Source organism: Sphingobium sp. CFD-2, assembly GCF_024611135.1.
In the GTDB taxonomy this organism is placed as follows: Bacteria; Pseudomonadota; Alphaproteobacteria; order Sphingomonadales; family Sphingomonadaceae; genus Sphingobium; species Sphingobium fuliginis.
On sequence record NZ_CP084405.1, the window covers coordinates 2,436,583 to 2,453,646 of the forward strand.

The window sequence follows — 17,064 nt, forward strand, 5'->3', positions numbered from 1 at the left end:
CTTGTTTCGGAGCGACGCTTCACGATGTGGCTTGGGTCCGCTTGGTTGCCGGATCGGCCACATCCTCCTTCACGGAGTGCCACCTTGCCCGGATCGGCAGGTTGGCGTTGGGCGTCGTCCCAACTCTTGATGCTGTGCGCTCAATAGGCGGACGACAGGCGTTTGGCAATCGCTGCTTTCGGGAAGAAAAGGAAAACTTTGAGGCGTGCCCTTCAATTTCGGCGTGAAATCCTTCCCAACGCGCCATGACGGCCAACCAGCCTTCACGCCGCTTCTAGGCCGCCAACCTCAAGAAAGGCACCGGCTCTGTCGAGCGCAGGACGATGGGCTTGCCTTCCGACGCCTCGAACAGTTCGCCGTCCAGAATGACGCTGCTATGGTCGCCCTCGATGCGGATGACATCGCCCTGTTCCAGATGGATGCCCTGCATCTGCGATTTGCCGACCCGTCTGGTGATGCTCGCCCAGAACAGGCGCAGCAGGGCGGACAGGCTCTGGTCCACCGCCATCAGCTTCATATTGCCGCGCCGGCTGTCCCCCGGCTGCACGCCAAGCAGCAATCGTTCCAATGTCGTCACGATCAGCACGGCGAAACGCCCCGCCAATTGCCCGTCGCGGATCAGGGAAATCCGCACCGGGCGGCTGGATTGCGGCAGGAATCGGGCGCGGATGCCGAAGATCAGCGACACCAGCACCGCGATCACGGTCAGGAAATGGCTGAGGCCGTTGGACAGGCCCAGCGGATAGATCTGGTTGCGGCAATAGAGCATGTAGTCGGCCAGCCCCGCTCCGCCCAGGAACATGCCCAGCACCGGCCGGCTTTCCGCCTGCCCGTCCGACAGGGCGATCAGCTCGCGCGCCACGACATGGTCGTCGACGCCCGCCTTGGCGATCTGGACGATCCGTTCCAGCGCCTTGATCGGATCGCCATGGATGCCGAGGTCCAGCGCGATCAGATTGGTCTTGCCGTTGGGCAGCACCGCGATGGGCGGCACGCGGCCCTTGAAATGCTCGCCCTGATACAGTTCCGTCAACGCCGCCTGCACCGTGCCGTCCCCGCCGTTGATGACGATGACGACGGGATCGACGCGGGCGATGGTCTGGAGCGCCCGGCCGATCTGGTCGACATGCTCCACCTCATAATGGAAGATGTCTGGATTGCTGGCGCAATAGCTGCGCACGCGCGGAAGCGTCTGCCGGTTGCCCGTGGATTTGGGGTTGGACAAAAGGGCGACGCGGACCATGGTCGGGGATCACATATATTTGAGGTTGATGGTGATCTTCGTCACGCCCGGCCCTGCATAGAAGGCGGCCTTTTCGACCCCCGGCTTGCCCAGGTTGAAGATGCTGATCGACGGATTGTTCGAAAATCCGCCGCCGTCGCGCGAAATGTCCGTCTTGCCGTTGCCGTCGCGGTCGTGGCGCACGGCGATGCCATATTTGCCGGGTTGCGGCACAGGCATGCAGAAACGCATTGCGCCGTTGCTGGCCTTCACCGGAACGTCGATACGGCCCAGCCATTCGCCCTTGGCGAGCCAGGCCGCCTTCGTCGCGGGATAGGATTGCACGCGCACCTTGCCGGTCGAGGCAGCGAAGCCGCGCACGTCGACCAGAACCGCCGGGCCCTTGGCGTCCGTGGAGCAGCGTTCCAGGTCGTTGCCGATCTCCATACCATGGGCGATAGCCGGGGCGGCGGCGAACAATGCCCCTACCGACATCAGACCCACTGCAACTTTGAACATGACCATCCAACTCCGTGAAGCTATAGCCGCCCAGTGACACCGGACGGCGAGCCCCTGTTCGCCCCGCAACTTACCTGACTCGCATATGGGGGGGGTTTGCGGCCAAATCATGGTGATGGGACGACCACATAGAGAAATGCTGACCGCCACCGACAGATACCTCGCCCGCCTGATCGCCCTGCCCATGCTGGGGACGCTGGTGATCTCGGCCATGCTGCTGGTGCTCGACAAGATGCTGAGCCTGTTCGACTTCGTCGCGGCGGAGGGCGGGCCGGTCAGCGTCGTGTGGCGGATGCTGGCGAACATGATGCCCGAATATCTGTCGCTGGGCATTCCCATCGGCCTGATGCTGGGCATCCTGCTCGCCTTCCGGAAGCTGGCCCTGTCGTCGGAACTGGACGTGATGCGGGCCGTCGGCCTGTCCTACGGCCGGCTGCTGCGCGTGCCCTATATGTTTGCGATCGCACTGGCGCTGCTGAATTTCGGCATTGTCGGCTTCGTCCAGCCGCTGTCCCGCCATGCCTATGAGGCGCTGCGCTTCGAATTGCGGTCGGGCGCGCTGGGGGCGTCGATCAAGGTGGGCGAATTCACCAATCTGGGCAAGCGCATGACCCTGCGGATCGAACGCAGCTTGGACGAGGGCCGCAATCTGCAAGGGATTTTCGTGCGCGCCGTCGGCAAGGACGGCCAGACCGTGGCGGTGACGGCGGCGCAGGGCAGTTTCCTCGCCACCGACGATCCCGACACCATCATCTTCCGCCTGCGCGATGGCGTGCTGGTGAACGACGCGCCCAAATACAAGTCGCCGCGAATCCTGTCCTTCTCCAGCCACGACCTGCCCATCGACCTGCCGCAGATCGAGAAGTTCCGCGGCCGCGACGTCGACCGGGAAAAGACCATCCCCGAACTGGTGGTGATCGGCCATGATCCGGGGACGCCCGACAAGCTGCGCAACGAGATCCGCGCCAATTTCCATTTCCGCATGGTGGAGGTGGCGATGATGCTGCTGTTGCCGCTGGCCGCGCTCGCCTTCGCGATTCCGCCGAAACGGTCCACATCGGCGCTCGGCGTGTTCCTCTCCATCGTGTTCATCGTGACCTATCACAAGGTCAACGAATATGGGCAGGGCGTGGGATCGCTGGGCAGGATCGATCCGATCATCGCGCTATGGGGGCCGTTCCTGCTGTTCGCGGGGCTGATCCTGTGGATGTACCATGTGATCGCGCATCGGCCCGGCGGCCAGCCGATCGCCGCGCTGGAATATGCCTTCGCCAAGATCGCCAAGCAGTTCCTGCGGCTGATCGGCCTCGTCCGGCGGCGGCCAAGGGCGGAAACCCCGGCGGAAGGAGCCGCCTGACCCATGCATCAGCTCAACTTCTTTCCGTCGCGCCAGCTTAGCTGGTACATGGCGCGGCTGTTCCTGACCCGGACCTTCGCGGTGCTGGCGATGTTGGTCGCGGTGCTCCAGACGCTCGACCTGCTGGGCGAATCGGGCGACATCCTTGCCTATGCCGGCAATGGCGATGCGCAATTATGGCATTATGTGGCGCTGCGGGCGCCGCAGATCGTCGCCCGCTTCCTGCCCTTTTCGGTGCTGCTCGGCACGCTGATCATGCTCGCCAGCCTCAACCAGAACAGCGAGATCATCTCGATGAAGGCGGCGGGGCTGTCTGCGCACCAGATATTGGCGCCGCTGCTGGCCGCGGCGCTGGGCGTGGCGCTCATCAGCTATGCCTTCAACGAACGGATCGTGGCGCGGTCCACCGCCCGCCTTTCCGCTTGGCAGGCCGTCGACTACGGCCCCCTGCCCCCCGACAGCGGGGTCAAGACCAGCCCATGGGTGCGCGACGGCAATAATCTGGTCACGGCCGCCATCGTCGCCGGACGGGGCACGGCGGTCCAGCTCCGCAAGGTGGAGATATTCAACCGGATCAACAACACGCTGACCACCATCGTCCAGGCGCCCAGGGGCCATTATGACGCTTCGGCCAGAAGCTGGGTGCTGGAGGACGCGCGGCAGTTCGACGTCGCGCGTGGGACGGAGCGGCAGATCGGCACGGTGCGCTTTGGCCACGACATACGGCCCGATCAGTTCACCTTGGCGAAGGTCGACCCGGATGCGCTGACCTTCGGCCAGTTGCAGGCGGCGATCAGCGACCTGCATGATGCGGGGCGGCCGACGGCGGAGCTGGAGGGCAGCCTCTGGCACAAGCTGTCGGGACCTTTGTCGGCGCTGCTGATGCCGATTCTGGGTTCGGTGGCCGCTTTCGGGCTGGCTCGATCGGGACAGTTGTTCGTGCGCGCGGTGATGGGGATGGCGCTCGGCTTCGCCTATTTCGTGGCGGACAATTTCTCGCTCGCCATGGGGAACCTCGGGGCCTATCCGCCCTTTCTGGCGGCCTGGGCGCCGTTTCTGCTGTTCCTGCTGGTGGGCGAGACGGTGCTGTTCCGGACGGAGGAATAATCCTCCCCCTCCCGGGATGACATGCTCCTGCCCTCTCGGGAGCACCAGCGGGGGCGGTGGAGTTAACGCTTCCCCATCGTCGAGCGCGCGATCTTCCCCACCAGCGGCCACATGCCGGGATAGTTGCCCTTGTGATAGGGCGACTCGCTCGCCAGCGTCGCCACCAACCGCTTATGGGCCTCCCCCAGCGCGTGATAGGGCACGCTCGGCAGCAGATGATGCAGCGCATGGTAGCGCAGCCCCACCGGCGCCCAGATCGCGGCGAAGGGCGACGGCGGCGGCACATTCACCGAGTCCAGATATTGCGCGGTGACGGTCATCGCCTCGCCCTCATTTTCCCACAGATGCGCGACCAGCGTGCGGAGCTGGTTGATGACGGTCATGCCGGAATGCACCGCCATATAGGTGAGCAGCGGCTTCCATCCGAAGGCGAAGACGCTGCCGACCAGCGCCAGCGCGAAGAGGCACGCGCCCGCCTCCTGCCACGTCCACTGGCGGGCAAAGTCTCCCTCCGGCGCGCGGCGGCGATAGGCGGGGTTGATCGAGAGCGCGGAAAATTCCGCCACCACCTTTCGCCGCAGCGGCGGAACCATCAGGCTGAGCGGCGTCAGCACGGCGAAACGCAGGATGAGGCCCAACGGCGCCAGCGCCGCCACCAGGATGAACAGCGGCAGCGACCAGGGCTTCATCAGCGCGAGCGGCAGATATTCCGGATCATTCGCCGTGCCGTAGCGGGTGCGGGCATGATGCTGCGTATGCACCTCTTCATACATGAATGACGGGATCATCAGGGGGATGCCGACGATCAGGTTCCAGCCAAGGCGGAAACCCGGCAACGCGCCCTTGCGGATGTGGGTCAGCTCATGGATGAAACTGGCCGCGCGATAAAGCGCCAGCATCGCCGCCAGGCCGAACGCCAGCATGAGAGCGGCATCGCCGGTCAGGATCGCCCCGGCCAGCGCGGCATAGCCGACAAAAGCCGATGCCAGCATGTCGGGCCAATAGATGGCGGGCCGGGCCGTCGACAGTTCGCGGGTCAGGTCGGCCGCCGCGCGCAGCATCGCCGCATCGTCGGGGATCGCGCTTTTCGTCCGCGACGCGGCTGCAATAAGGGGATCGTGCACAGTCATGCCGTGGTTCCTAAAGGGTAAATGCGCTGCAATTGGGGCAGCAACATGACGATTTGGTCATGATGATCCCATCCGCTCATGTCCCGATTGACATTCCCGGAACAAGCGCCGAACTGCTCTGCCCAAACCTCTCCAGCGAAAGCGTCCTGCGCCGTGGCCAATCAAGAACTGGTGATTACCCCCGTAACTTCCAAGGCCGACCGCAAGGCTTTCGTCGATCTGCCCTGGCGGCTCTATGCCGGCGATCCCAACTGGGTGCCGCCGCTGAAGGATGAGGTCTACAGCCTGATCACGCCGGGCAAGAACCCCTTTTTCGGCCATGCCGAGGCGCAATATTTCCTGGCCCGCCGCGGCGACAGGGTCGTCGGACGGGTGTCGGCGCATCTCGATCATCTGGCGCTGGCCCAGCCCGCCGAGCAGGGCATGGGGCCGGGCACCGGCAATTTCGGTCTGTTCGAGGCGGAGGATGCCGAAACCGGCGCAGCCCTGATCGCGACGGCGGAGGGGTGGCTGCGGGCCAAGGGCATGACCCGCGTGCTGGGGCCGATCTCACTGTCGATCTGGGAGGAGCCGGGGCTGCTGATCGAAGGCTTCGACCACAGGCCGACGGTGATGATGGGCCATGCGAAGCCGGAATATCGCGCCATGGTGGAGGACGCGGGCTATCGGCCGGTCAAGCAGCTCAAAACTTATGAACTGGACATCACCCGGCCATTCCCGCCGCTGATCCAGCGCATCGTCCAGTCGGGCGAGAAGAACGAACGCATCCGCATCCGCAAGGTCGACAAGTCGAAATTCGACAGCGAAGCGGCGATCATCCTCAGCATCCTGAACGACGCCTGGGGCAATAATTGGGGCTTTGTGCCGATCACCGACGAGGAGGTCGCCCATTTCGGCAAGCAGTTGAAGCCCATTGTGTTCAACGACCTCATCATGATCGCGGAGCTGGAGGGTGAGCCTGTCGCCTTCATGATGACGCTGCCCGATCTCAACGAAGCGATAGCGCCGCTCAACGGCTCGCTCTTTCCTTTCGGCTGGGCGAAACTGCTCTGGTGGCTGAGGAAGCCGAAGGTGCGGACCATGCGCGTGCCGCTGATGGGCGTGGTGCAGCGGTTGCAATCTTCCCGCATGGCGAGCCAGCTGGCCTTCATGATGATCGAATATATCCGCCGCAGCGCGACCGCGCATTATGGCGCGACGCGCGGCGAGATCGGCTGGGTGCTGGACGACAATCAGGGCATGAACGCCATTGCCGACGCCATTGAGAGCAAGGTGAACAAGGTCTATCAGGTATATGAAAAGCCCCTTTAGGCGCTGTCTGCATCCCATAGGCTTCCCGTTGGAGGGGATGAAGGGACGCGAGCAGAAGCACGCTTCTGCTTTGGCGCCCATGCTGAATTCAGCCTGAAAGCCCGCCCAAGGAGAATGGTTAAGGCACCGCCACATCCACCGCGCCGGCCGCGATCTTCACCATGGCCGGCGTCTTCGCCAGCACTTCGCCGTCGATGGAAATGCTCTGCGGCGGCGCCGTTTCGATCCGGAACGCCTTGCCGCGAAACTCCTCCGTCTGCGCGTCCCGGTCGCGCAGCTTGAAGAATTTGGCGTACCAGTCCCAGGCCAGCCGGGCGTGGCTGCGCCCCACCACCGCCTGGATCACGATCTCCCCGGTGTCCACATCGGCCTGATCGGACAGTTCCACCCCGCCATGATAGGGGCCGTTGAGGATGCGTACTTCCGTCGCCCACATGCTACGCTGCCTGATCCCATCGTCCAGCATCAACCGGAAGGCGCGAAAGCCTATGGAGCATTTGACCGCCCAGAGCAGATAGCCGATCCGTCCCAGATAACGCTTCAACTTGTGCGGCACCGTCTCCCCGATCCGGGGGGACAATCCCAGCGAGGCCGCATTCACGAAATAGTCCCGGTCGATCATGCCCAGGTCGATTCGCCGCCGCCGGCCGCCGGATATGACCGCCACCGCCCCTTCCAGATCCAGCGGAATGCCCAGCGTCCGCGCAAAACTGTTCGCGGTGCCCAGCGGCAGCACGCCGAAGACGCAGTCCTTGCCCACCAGCTCATCCACAGTGCCGGACAGCGATCCATCGCCGCCGCCGACGATCACCATCGGCGCGCCGTCCGCGATGGCCCTGCGCACCGTTTCCTGCAATCGCTCCGGCTCCTTCACCGCATGGGCTGCGATCAGGCGCAGGCCCGCTTCCTCCAGCCTGGCCTTGGCATCCTTGAACAGGGCTTCTCCCCGGCGGGAATGCACATTGACGATCAGCGCCGCCTCATGCGGCAGGTTTCTGACGGGCGGGGATGTCGTTTCCATGCCTCGACAACACGCAACTGCGCTCCAAGGTCCGAAACCATAAAAGGCCTTGCCCGTTCATGGTTCATGGCCCGCATCGCTCATCTGTCGGATATTCATTTCGGCGCCCATGATCCCCGCATCGTCACCGCCACAGAGGCCTGGCTGCAACAGCATCAGCCGGACCTGGTGGTCATCAGCGGCGATTTCACCCAGCGCGCGAGGCGCGAACAGTTCCGGCAGGCCTCCGCCTGGCTCAACCGGCTGAGATCGGCGGGCATGAAGCTGCTGGTGGTTCCAGGCAATCATGACATTCCGCTCTACGATCTGGCGCGCCGCTTCGGGGCGCCGCTGCACCGCTACAAACATTATATCAGCAATGATCTGTGCCCTTTTTACGAGGATGATGCGGTCGCGATACTGGGGCTCAACACCGCGCGATCGCTGACGATCAAGGATGGGCGGATCAACCATGACCAGATGGACATGCTTCGCGAAAGATTCGCGCGGGTCGCGCCGGAGAAGACGCGCATCCTCGTCACCCATCACCCGCTCTTCGCCATGCCGATCGGCAAGGGCGGCGAGTTGAGCGAAGCTGTCGGAAGGCATGAGGATGCCGTACGCGCGGCGGCGGAAGCAGGCATCCATATCGCGCTGGCCGGCCATTTCCATCGCACCTATGCGGAGGCGGCGGAGAAGATGGTGGCGCATTCGGGCGGCGCGCTGGTGATCCAGGCGGGAACGGCGACCTCCACCCGCCTGCGCAATGCCGAGCCGCAAAGCTTCAACTGGCTGCACGTTCACCGCCATGACGAGATAGAAGTGCAGGTGGTGGTATGGGACGGCGCCAGTTTCCAGCGGGGCCACCATATCAGCTATTTCAAACAGGCGGCGCGTGGATCGGGCAGGACATGGCCGATCCGGCGGCCCTGCCGGGAATTCAGGTAGCGGAAAAGGCGAGAAGCTGAAGCTGGCAGGCTGTGTGGGGATGTGGGGAACCGATGTCTGTTGAAAAGGATGCGACAACGCAAAGTTAGAACCCACGCCCAGCGTCCGATTTAACGCGGCGCGCTCTGGTCGAATGCTCCCTGGGCAAGGGCCGCGCCATGATCCCGGATGGCGCGGGGCCAGTCGGCAGCAGCAAGGTCGAACCCCGCCTTGTCCCTTGCATAAAGCGCGCGGATGGCGTCCTCATAGCCGGGCCGGTCGCCCGCCATCACCGTCAGGAAATGATAAGCCGCGTCCATCGCCGCGCGAGGCGATGGCTTTGTGTCCGCGTCCTTGCGCGCCGCATCGACCAAGCGCCGCAGCGTCACGGACGCGCCGCCGGGCTGCGCCGCCAGCCAGTCCCAATGCCGGGGGAGCAGAGTCACTTCACGCGCCTGAACGCCCAGCCGGGGCCGCCCCCGGCCGCGGGAAATCTCCTGCACTGGACCGCGCAGATCGATATCCACCTGCCGCCCGGTGCTGTCGTCGAACAGCAGCAGAGACTGCGCCTCCGTCCCCATGGCATGAAGCGTTGCGCGCAGCTCTTCCTCATCACCCGTCGCAATCCAGAGGTCGCCCGCAAAGGCGGTCAAAGTGCGCGTCATGCCGAAATCTCCTTCGGCACAACATTTATTATCCGGGTAAAATAGAGTCAATAACGTCCGGGTAAAATTATTCGGTCAGTTCCGCCCAGACAGGGGCATGATCGCTGGCCTTTTCCCGCCCACGAAAATCCCTGTCGACCTGCGCGTCGATCAGGCGGTCGGCGGCGGCGGGACTGAGCAGCAGATGATCGATCCGGAACCCCGCGTCGCGTGGCCAAGCGTTCATCTGATAATCCCAATAGGTCCATATCCCGCCCGCCGGGTGCCGGGAAGCGATGGCATCCGTCCAGCCGTCGCCCAGCAGGCGACGATAGGCGGCGCGGCTTTCCGGCTGCATCAGCGCGTCGTCGGCCATCGACTTGACCGAATAGACGTCCCTGTCACGCGGAATGACATTATAATCGCCCGCCAGGATCGCCGGCACTTCCTCCGCCCAGATTTCCGCAGCGCGAAGGCGCAGACGCTTCATCCAGCGCAGCTTGTAATCGAATTTCGGTCCCGGCTGCGGATTACCGTTGGGCAGGTAGATGCTGGCGACGCGCAGCCCCTTTACATCGGCTTCCAGATAGCGGCTATGCTCGTCCTCCGGCTCCCCTTCCAGGCCGCGGCGAATCTCCACCGGTGTCTCGCCGCGCGCAAGGATGGCGACCCCGTTGAACCCCTTCTGCCCGTGCCATATCGCGCCATAGCCGACATCTTCGATGTCCTTGACCGGGAAAGTGTCGTCGGAGGTCTTGATTTCCTGAAGGCAGGCGATGTCGGGGCGGGTCTCGTCCAGCCACTCCAGCAAGCGCGGCAGGCGCGCCTTGATTCCGTTGATGTTGAAGGTGGCGATGCGCATAAGGGCCTGTCTTTCTTTCGGTCGGCCTGAATCGCATCAAACCGGCGCGTGCCCTTTTAAGGAAATGAAGGGCTTCGACAAGCTCAGCCCGAACGGGGAGAGAGCGCTATCAGACCGAGAAGCTGGTGCCGCAACCGCAGCCGGCGGTGGCGTTGGGGTTCGTCACCTTGAAGGCCTTGCCCCCCAGATCGGACACGAAATCGACCGCCGAACCGCGCACCAGATCGATGCTGACGTCATCCACCACCAGCGTCACGCCGTCGCGCTCGACCATGATGTCGTCGGGCTCCACCGCCTCGGCCAGACCGAAGCGATATTGGAAGCCGGAACAGCCCCCGCCCTCCACTGCCAGACGCAAAATGGCGGGCTTGCCCTGCTTGGCGGCAATGGCGGCCACGCGGGCAGCGGCAGAGGGCGTAAGATCGATGTCGGTCATGACGTTTAAATAGGATCAAGCAAAAGGCCCGACAAGCTTTCGCGTGCCGGGCCTTGGGAAAGAGAAAAAAGTTCGGCTCAGTCCGCCGCCTTTTCCTGGGCCTTGGTCGGGCCGCCCATGGCGATCGGCGGCTTGGTGTTCATCGCCACCAGATAATCGGGTCCGGCCACGAAGGGGATCGGGTTGATCGCCTGGCCGTCGACGCGCACCTCATAATGCAGATGGCTGCCGGTGGAACGGCCGGTCGAACCCATCAGGCCGATCAACTGGCCGCGATGGACATAGCTGTTGGCGGCGACCAGCAGCTTCGACATGTGGCCGTAGCGCGTTTCCATGCCGCCGCCGTGAGAAATCTGGACCAGATTGCCGTAACCGCTGGCCCAGCCGGCGCGGCTGACGATGCCGTCGGCGGTCGCGTAGATCTTGGTGCCGGTCGGGCCGGGGATGTCGATGCCCTTGTGCATGCGGGCGCCGCCATTGAACGGGTCGGAGCGGACACCGAAATTGGAGGTCAGGGAGAGTTTCTCGACCGGACGCCCGGAGGGGATGTAGTTGCTCGACTTGGCCTGCCCGTCGAGCCGCTGAAGGCTGGAGAAGAGATTGGAGAAGCCGACATCGGCTGGGCCGAGCGTGCTGGTGTTGATTTCCGACGCATCGCCATAGGGATCGTCTTCATCTGCCTTGGCCTGAGCCGGGACTGCGGCGCAGAGCGCTCCCGCCATACCCATCGCTCCAGCGATTTTAAGTGCAGAACGGAACCATCGCGCAGCGCGCGCATTATCAGAATGAAGAACCAACATGCCGACCCCGACTCTCGACCGGAGGCTTTGCGCCTCTCGGCCTAATCCCCACGTTTCCAAAATGCGGCTGATGCCGCCACCCGCTGGAACAAAGAGGACATGTCCCGCCTTATTGTGCAAGCGGCGTGTAAAATTCCCGCGTTAAACCGGCTTGTCGGCGCGCCGAGTCGTTGAACGGAGGTTTCAACGCACCCCGAAAGTGGCGTTTCACAAGGATTTGGTAATGTTTTGCGGGGTTCACGCCCAGTCGTTTCGTCGCATGGCCGAACCATGTCGTCCCAGCGGAGACGTGGCGAATCTCATCTGTCATGATCCTCTGCAACATGCGCGCCGACATTTCATCGCCCGCTCCCCGGAAGCGGACGATGGTGGCCGGGGTGATGTCCAGCGCGCGCGCTTCCAGCACCATCGGCACGATGGCAAGGCGGGCGAGCGCATCATGCGCCGTCTCGCTCGCGGCCTGCCATAGCCCGTCATGCGCCGGCAAAGCGCCGTAAAAGCTGCCGAACTGCCGCAGACGCCGGTCGAGCAGCGCGAAATGCATGGCTTCGTCGGCGCCCACCCGCATCCATTCACCGGTGAATTCCGGCGGGAATTCCGCCCCGAACCGCCCGATCAGGTCGAAGGCGAGATCGATGGCCACGAATTCGATATGGGCAAGCGCATGGAGCATCGCGATCCGCGCCCGTTCCGAACCCATCCTGCCGCGCTTGGGCATCTGGTTGGGCGGCAAAAGTTCGGGCTTGTCCGGGCGCGCCGGGCGATCCGGCATGGCGGCGTCGAAGCGATGCGCCAGCCGCCCAAGCCGCCAGTTCCTTGCGACCGCCCGGGCCGCCATCAGCTTGGCCAACGGATCGGGGGTCAGCAGCACATGGGCGCAAGCCGCGCCGACGCTGTCGATGGAAACAGGAAGCGTCAAAGGCCTTGTCCGGCCTCCAGCACCTCGGCGGCATGGCCCTTGACCTTCACCTTGGGCCAGACGCGAAGGATTCTCCCGTCAGCCCCCACCAAAAAGGTCGCCCGCTCGATCCCCATATATTTGCGGCCGTAAAGCGACTTCTCGACCCAGGTGCCGAAAGCCTCGCACATCTCGCCCGGCTCGTCGGAGGCGAGCGTGACGGTCAGCCCGTATTTTTCGGCGAATTTCTTGAGCTTGGCGGGCTTGTCCTTGGATATGCCGACCACCGGCACGCCCAATGCCGCGAAATCGGCGGCAAGCGCGGTGAAATCCTTGGCTTCGCTGGTGCAGCCGGGCGTGTCCGCCTTGGGATAGAAATAGACGACCAGGGGCTTGCCCCTGTAGCGCGCCAGGGTGAAATCCACCCCATCCGCATCCTTCAGCGTCACTTCAGGCACGGCGTCGCCCACATCCAGCATCGTCATTCCTCCTTGAAGGGCGCGGCCAGCGCCGCCCATGCGTCACCGACCCTTTGCCGGGCCTTACCGTAGCTTTCAAGCAGCGCGTCCCAGCTTTCGACGCCGCAGGCCCGCGCGACGAGAGGCCGGGTGGCTTGCGGAGGTTCGGTCGATTTCGGCGAAACGAGGCGGGAAACGACGAGAAAGCGGGTGATGAGATCATGGGCCGGGATCAATTCGCCCGGCAGGTGGCCGGCCGCCGTAAGCTGCTCCAGCGCGGCGCGCAGATCGGGGTCGAACGCCATATTGTGGCGGAACTGGGTGACGTGGATCAGGAATTCCAGGTCTACCAGCCCGCCCGGCACCAGCTTCACGTCCAGATCGCTCGCGGGCGGTTTGTGCCTCGCGATGTCGCCCCGCATCTTCACCGCGTGGCGCGCCAGTTCGTCGAAATCGCGCTGCCGCTCAAGCGTTTCCGTCAGGATCGCGCCCAGCGCCGCGCGCGCGGCATCGGAGCCGAAGACCGGGCGGGCGCGCGTGAGCGCGAGATGCTCCCAGGTCCACGCCTCCTCCCGCTGATAGCGGGCGAAGCTGTCCAGGCTGACCGCCAGCAGCCCTTGCGCGCCGGAGGGGCGAAGGCGCGTGTCCACCTCATATAACGGGCCTGCCGCGGTGTGCACCGACAGGGCATTGGTGATGCGCTGGCCAAGGCGGTTGAAATATTGCGTCGCGCCCAGCGGCTTCGCGCCGTCGGATTCGGTTTCGAAGCTGCCGGTGAAGAGATAGACGAGGTCGAGGTCGGACGCATGGGTCAGCACTCCGCCGCCCAGCCGGCCCAGCGCCAGGATCACCATCTCGCCGCCGGGCACTTTTCCATGGGCGCGCTCGAACTCCGCGACGGTGGCGGCGCCCAACGCCTCGATGGCGGCTTCGGCCACGCGGGAATAGCCCCGGCCCGCCTCCAGCGGATCGCCGCCGCGAATGATCTGCGCGCCCAGGGCGAAGCGGCGGTCGTTCACCCGTTGGCGCACCCGGTCGAGCAGCGCCTGATAATCCTCCCCCTCCTCCAGCCGGGCGAACTGGTCGGCCAGTATCTCCACAGGAGGCGGCGGATCGAAGGCGGAGGTGTCGATCAGCCCGTCGAGCAGTTCCGCCCGGCGCCCCAGCGCGTCGGCCAGCGTCGGCGCATGGCTCAGCAGTTCGGCCAGCAGTTCCACAAGGCCAGGTCGCGCCGCCAGCAGCTTGAAGAAGTTGATCGCGCTCGGCAGGCGGCCGACCAGATCGTCCAGCCGGTTGAGCGCTCGCGCCGGATCGGGCGCCGCTGCCAGCGTCCGCATCAGGCCCGGCAGCAATTGCTCCAGCGCCTCCCGCGACGCGCCGCTGCGCAATGCGCGGACCGTGCCCGATCGCCAGCGCGCGATCCGCGCCAGCGGCGTTTCCGGATCGGCAAAACCCAGTTCGGCAAGCTGCGCCTTCAGCCTCTCCTCGTCCAGCGATAGGGATTCATCGGGCGTCGCTGGGGTCAGCCGGTCGTAATTGCCGCCCACCCACTGCACATGCGGGCGCAGCAGGTCGAGCAGCGCTCCGCCATCCTCCAGCCCGTGCAGGCGCGCGACATTATCCAGCGCCTCGGCCGACTTGGGCAATTCATGGGTCTGGCGATCCTCCACCATCTGCAACCGGTGCTCGACGGTGCGGAAGAGGACATAGGCCTCGTCCAGCCTGGCGGCGACCTCCGCTTCGAACACGCCGGCGGCCGCCAAGGCACGCAAGGCTTCCCGCGTATTGCCCGACCGCAGGGAAGGATCGCGCCCGCCATGGATGAGCTGGTGCACCTGCGCGAAGAATTCGACTTCCCTTATGCCGCCGCGCCCGCGCTTGAGGTCATAGCCCGGCCCGAACGCCTGACCCTGCGAATAATGGTCGCGGATTCGGCGGGAGATGTCCGTGATCGCATCGATGGCCCCGAAATCCAGACTGCGGCGCCAGACGAAGGGGCGGATCGCCTGCATGAAATAATCGCCCAGCGGCAGGTCGCCCGCCGCCGGTCGGGCCCGGATGAACGCCGCCTGCTCCCAGCCGAGCGCGGTCGATTCATAATAGCCGATCGCCGCCTCCACCGGCAGGGCGATGGGCGTCGCCTCCGGAGAGGGGCGCAGGCGAAGGTCGACGCGGAACACATAGCCGTCGCCGTCCCGGGCATTCAGCAGTTCGCTGACCCGCCGGCCGATGCGCACGGCCGCGTCCGCCGGGTCTTCCCGCTCGCCATGGGGCAGCGTCTTCGGGTCGTAGAGCAGGATCGGATCGATGTCCGACGAATAGTTCAGTTCCCGGCTGCCATGCTTGCCGAGCGCCAGCACCACGAAGCCCCGCTTCTCCGCGTCCGGATAGCGCTCCGCCATGGCGGCGGCCAGCGCCTCCTCCAGCGCCTGGTCGGCAAAGTCCGACAGGGTGCGCGTGACCCGGTCCAGTCCCCAGACGCCCGCCAGATCGGCGGCTGCGGTCACCAGGGCCACCGCGCCACGCCTGCGCCTCAGCGACCGGGCAATGCCGTCATCGGGCGCCGCCACCTGCTGCGCGGCGGCCCAGGCCCCCTCGAAATCTCCGCTCTCCACCAGATCGGCAACATCCGGAAAGCGATCCAATTGCCGGGCCAGGAAAGGCGAATGCGCCCTGATCCTTGCCGCGACCGCCAAACGGTCCGTCACCATGAATCTCCCATAATGGAGCCGATATTGCGTGCCATTGCGACGAACACCAGAAACTTTTGCGCCGCTTGGCAGTTATCTTACCATGGAAATGCAACGAAAACCCCTCAGCCGGTCGGCCCGGATTCAGGATGGCGCGATCCGCCGCGTCCTGAATATCGGCGTTCCGCAGCCCTATGAGGGCATCGGCAATGCGTTGCGTTCGACCTTCCGTGCGGGTAGCGGCGCTGTTCCGGACGACATGCTCGACCTGCTGGAGAAACTCGACCGGCATTAGTTTCCGTCGGATCGGCCCAGACCCACCGCGCTCCTGCGGAGGAGCGGGGCGTCGAGGGGACCGCCGCAGTCTAGGCTAGCCACCTTCACAAGGGGCGACAGCATTTTATTTACGATCCGCGCCTATGATGACGCGATCATGAATGGACGCGCCCCATGATCTACAAGGCCTTTGCCGCCGTGACCCTGATCGCGGCTCCGATCATCGTATTGACGGTGGAAAGCTTCGTGCCCCAATCCAGTCAGGCCGTGCCGTCCGCTGCGATTGTTCCGGCTTCAGCGCCCGTGGTGATGCCCGCCCAGGCCGCGCCGTCCCCAACGCCGCCCCAAGATAGCGGCGCCCAAGATCCGGGCGCTGCGGACTTGGGCCAGCCCATGCCCGAAGCCGGCAGACCCTTCCTCGCCCCGGGCGCAGGGCTGCCCGCTGCGCCCGTATCGAACCCGACGCCGGTCGAAGGCGTGCAGCCGTCCGACGAGGTGCCCGAATAAGGCCGGACCTCATATTTCCTTGAAGGTGTCGCATTGCGCGGGATCGCCGCTGTCGAGTCCCTTGCGCAGCCAGGTCATACGCTGTTCGCTGGTGCCGTGGGTGAAGCTTTCCGGCACGGGACGGCGGCCGGCCGCCTTTTGCAGCGTATCGTCGCCTATGGCTTGCGCCGCCTTCATCCCCTCCTCCAGATCGCCCGATTCCATGAGGCCGGTGCGCTTGGCCCAGACGCCCGCATAACAGTCCGCCTGCAATTCGACCCGCACCTGCAGCGCATTGCCCTGTTCCTCGCTGACGGCGCGCTGCCGCTGGTTCACCTCGCCCAAAGTTCCCTCCAGATCCTGCACATGATGGCCGACTTCATGCGCGATCACATAGGCTTGGGCGAAATCGCCAGGGGCGCCGAAGCGCTGGCGCAGTTCGGTGAAGAAGTCGGTGTCGAGATACACTTTGCGGTCATTGGGGCAATAAAAGGGGCCCATGGCGCTTTGCGCCGCGCCGCAGCCCGACACGCCGCTCTGGGAATAGAAGTAAAGGACCGTCGGCTGATATTGCCGGCCGGCCTGCTGGAAGAGCGGCCCCCAGACGCGCTCGGTCGATCCCAGCACCTTCAGGGACCAATGCTGTATATCGCTGAGTTTGGACGTGTCGCGGCTGACCTCGCTCCCCTGCGGCATCTGGCCGCCACCCCCCATCAGGCTCAGGGGATTGACGCCCATGACCGCCAGAATGATCAGCACCACGACGATCCCGCCGCAGCCGAAACGGCTGCCGATCAGCGGCAGCAGCAGGCCCAGACCGCCGCCCATTCCGCCGCCGAAGCCGCCGCGACCCTCCTGGATCTCGAAATTGGTGCTTTCCCGTTCGTCGTCGAGCCGCATCTCGTCCCTCTCTTTCCTTGCCCTGCCTATTCCATTCCGTC

At 64.7% G+C, this 17,064-nt stretch carries 17 protein-coding genes, 1 pseudogene and 1 riboswitch; of the genes and pseudogenes, 6 read left to right on the forward strand and 12 right to left on the reverse strand.

The genetic code is table 11. The features are described 5' to 3' along the window. Positions 1-31 precede the first annotated feature (31 nt). A riboswitch (SAM-I-IV-variant riboswitch) is annotated at positions 32-138 on the reverse strand. 136 nt (positions 139-274) lie between these two features. Beyond that, positions 275-1,243, reverse strand: coding sequence for a diacylglycerol kinase family protein (locus LDB29_RS12030; protein WP_025549744.1), 969 nt, complete (start codon positions 1,241-1,243; stop codon positions 275-277). A gap of 9 nt (positions 1,244-1,252) precedes the next feature. After that, a complete protein-coding gene (locus tag LDB29_RS12035) occupies positions 1,253-1,747 on the reverse strand; it encodes a DUF2141 domain-containing protein (protein WP_025549743.1) in 495 nt (164 codons plus the stop codon). A gap of 130 nt (positions 1,748-1,877) precedes the next feature. Between LDB29_RS12035 and lptF the strand changes: the two genes are divergently transcribed. After that, positions 1,878-3,098 carry an LPS export ABC transporter permease LptF gene (gene lptF / locus LDB29_RS12040; protein WP_025549742.1) on the forward strand — a complete coding sequence of 407 codons (1,221 nt, stop codon included), beginning with the start codon at positions 1,878-1,880 and terminating at the stop codon, positions 3,096-3,098. Positions 3,099-3,101: 3 nt separating this feature from the next. After that, the gene (gene lptG / locus LDB29_RS12045; RefSeq protein WP_025549741.1) at positions 3,102-4,205 is read left to right on the forward strand and encodes an LPS export ABC transporter permease LptG; all 1,104 of its coding nucleotides are present in this window, start codon (positions 3,102-3,104) and stop codon (positions 4,203-4,205) included. Between the two features lie 62 nt (positions 4,206-4,267). Here lptG and LDB29_RS12050 read toward each other — a convergent pair whose 3' ends face one another. Beyond that, positions 4,268-5,335, reverse strand: coding sequence for a fatty acid desaturase (locus LDB29_RS12050; RefSeq protein ID WP_099186025.1), 1,068 nt, complete (start codon positions 5,333-5,335; stop codon positions 4,268-4,270). A gap of 153 nt (positions 5,336-5,488) precedes the next feature. On the opposite strand from LDB29_RS12050, the gene LDB29_RS12055 reads away from it, so the two are divergent. Continuing rightward, positions 5,489-6,646: a hypothetical protein gene (locus LDB29_RS12055; RefSeq protein ID WP_044660032.1), complete on the forward strand. Its 1,158-nt coding sequence runs from the start codon at positions 5,489-5,491 to the stop codon at positions 6,644-6,646. Positions 6,647-6,764: 118 nt separating this feature from the next. On the opposite strand, the gene LDB29_RS12060 is transcribed toward LDB29_RS12055, so the two are convergent. Next, a complete protein-coding gene (locus LDB29_RS12060) occupies positions 6,765-7,667 on the reverse strand; it encodes a diacylglycerol kinase family protein (RefSeq protein WP_025549739.1) in 903 nt (300 codons plus the stop codon). A gap of 66 nt (positions 7,668-7,733) precedes the next feature. Here LDB29_RS12060 and LDB29_RS12065 point away from each other — a divergent pair. Then, positions 7,734-8,614, forward strand: a pseudogene (locus tag LDB29_RS12065) (metallophosphoesterase). Positions 8,615-8,704: 90 nt separating this feature from the next. Here the strand turns inward: LDB29_RS12065 and LDB29_RS12070 are convergent. The 7 genes from LDB29_RS12070 to LDB29_RS12100 all read right to left on the reverse strand — a co-directional run bounded on the left by LDB29_RS12070 (position 8,705) and on the right by LDB29_RS12100 (position 15,382). Continuing rightward, the gene (locus LDB29_RS12070) at positions 8,705-9,238 is read right to left on the reverse strand and encodes a DUF2239 family protein (protein WP_099186026.1); all 534 of its coding nucleotides are present in this window, start codon (positions 9,236-9,238) and stop codon (positions 8,705-8,707) included. A 67-nt stretch (positions 9,239-9,305) separates the two neighbouring features. Next, positions 9,306-10,079, reverse strand: a complete 774-nt coding sequence (gene xth / locus LDB29_RS12075; RefSeq protein WP_025549737.1) for an exodeoxyribonuclease III — start codon at positions 10,077-10,079, stop codon at positions 9,306-9,308. 109 nt (positions 10,080-10,188) lie between these two features. Beyond that, positions 10,189-10,515 (reverse strand): iron-sulfur cluster insertion protein ErpA, encoded by a 327-nt coding sequence (erpA, locus tag LDB29_RS12080; RefSeq protein WP_025549736.1) that lies wholly within the window; start codon positions 10,513-10,515, stop codon positions 10,189-10,191. A 77-nt stretch (positions 10,516-10,592) separates the two neighbouring features. Continuing rightward, on the reverse strand, positions 10,593-11,315 hold the full coding sequence (locus LDB29_RS12085; protein WP_025549735.1) for a peptidoglycan DD-metalloendopeptidase family protein: 723 nt from the start codon (positions 11,313-11,315) through the stop codon (positions 10,593-10,595). Positions 11,316-11,424: 109 nt separating this feature from the next. Then, the gene (locus tag LDB29_RS12090; RefSeq protein WP_257554264.1) at positions 11,425-12,234 is read right to left on the reverse strand and encodes a ferritin-like domain-containing protein; all 810 of its coding nucleotides are present in this window, start codon (positions 12,232-12,234) and stop codon (positions 11,425-11,427) included. After that, positions 12,231-12,692: a thioredoxin-dependent thiol peroxidase gene (gene bcp / locus LDB29_RS12095; protein ID WP_025549734.1), complete on the reverse strand. Its 462-nt coding sequence runs from the start codon at positions 12,690-12,692 to the stop codon at positions 12,231-12,233. The genes LDB29_RS12090 and bcp overlap by 4 nt, the downstream gene beginning before the upstream one ends. Before the next feature lie 2 nt (positions 12,693-12,694). After that, positions 12,695-15,382 carry a bifunctional [glutamine synthetase] adenylyltransferase/[glutamine synthetase]-adenylyl-L-tyrosine phosphorylase gene (locus LDB29_RS12100; RefSeq protein ID WP_025549733.1) on the reverse strand — a complete coding sequence of 896 codons (2,688 nt, stop codon included), beginning with the start codon at positions 15,380-15,382 and terminating at the stop codon, positions 12,695-12,697. 82 nt (positions 15,383-15,464) lie between these two features. Here LDB29_RS12100 and LDB29_RS12105 point away from each other — a divergent pair, with 82 nt between their 5' ends. Both LDB29_RS12105 and LDB29_RS12110 read left to right on the forward strand, forming a co-directional pair. Beyond that, positions 15,465-15,656, forward strand: coding sequence for a hypothetical protein (locus LDB29_RS12105; protein WP_025549732.1), 192 nt, complete (start codon positions 15,465-15,467; stop codon positions 15,654-15,656). Between the two features lie 155 nt (positions 15,657-15,811). Then, complete coding sequence (locus LDB29_RS12110; protein ID WP_025549731.1) at positions 15,812-16,144, forward strand: hypothetical protein; 333 nt, start codon at positions 15,812-15,814, stop codon at positions 16,142-16,144. 9 nt (positions 16,145-16,153) lie between these two features. On the opposite strand, the gene LDB29_RS12115 is transcribed toward LDB29_RS12110, so the two are convergent. Continuing rightward, the gene (locus LDB29_RS12115; RefSeq protein WP_025549730.1) at positions 16,154-17,023 is read right to left on the reverse strand and encodes a neutral zinc metallopeptidase; all 870 of its coding nucleotides are present in this window, start codon (positions 17,021-17,023) and stop codon (positions 16,154-16,156) included. Between the last annotated feature and the right edge of the window lie 41 nt (positions 17,024-17,064).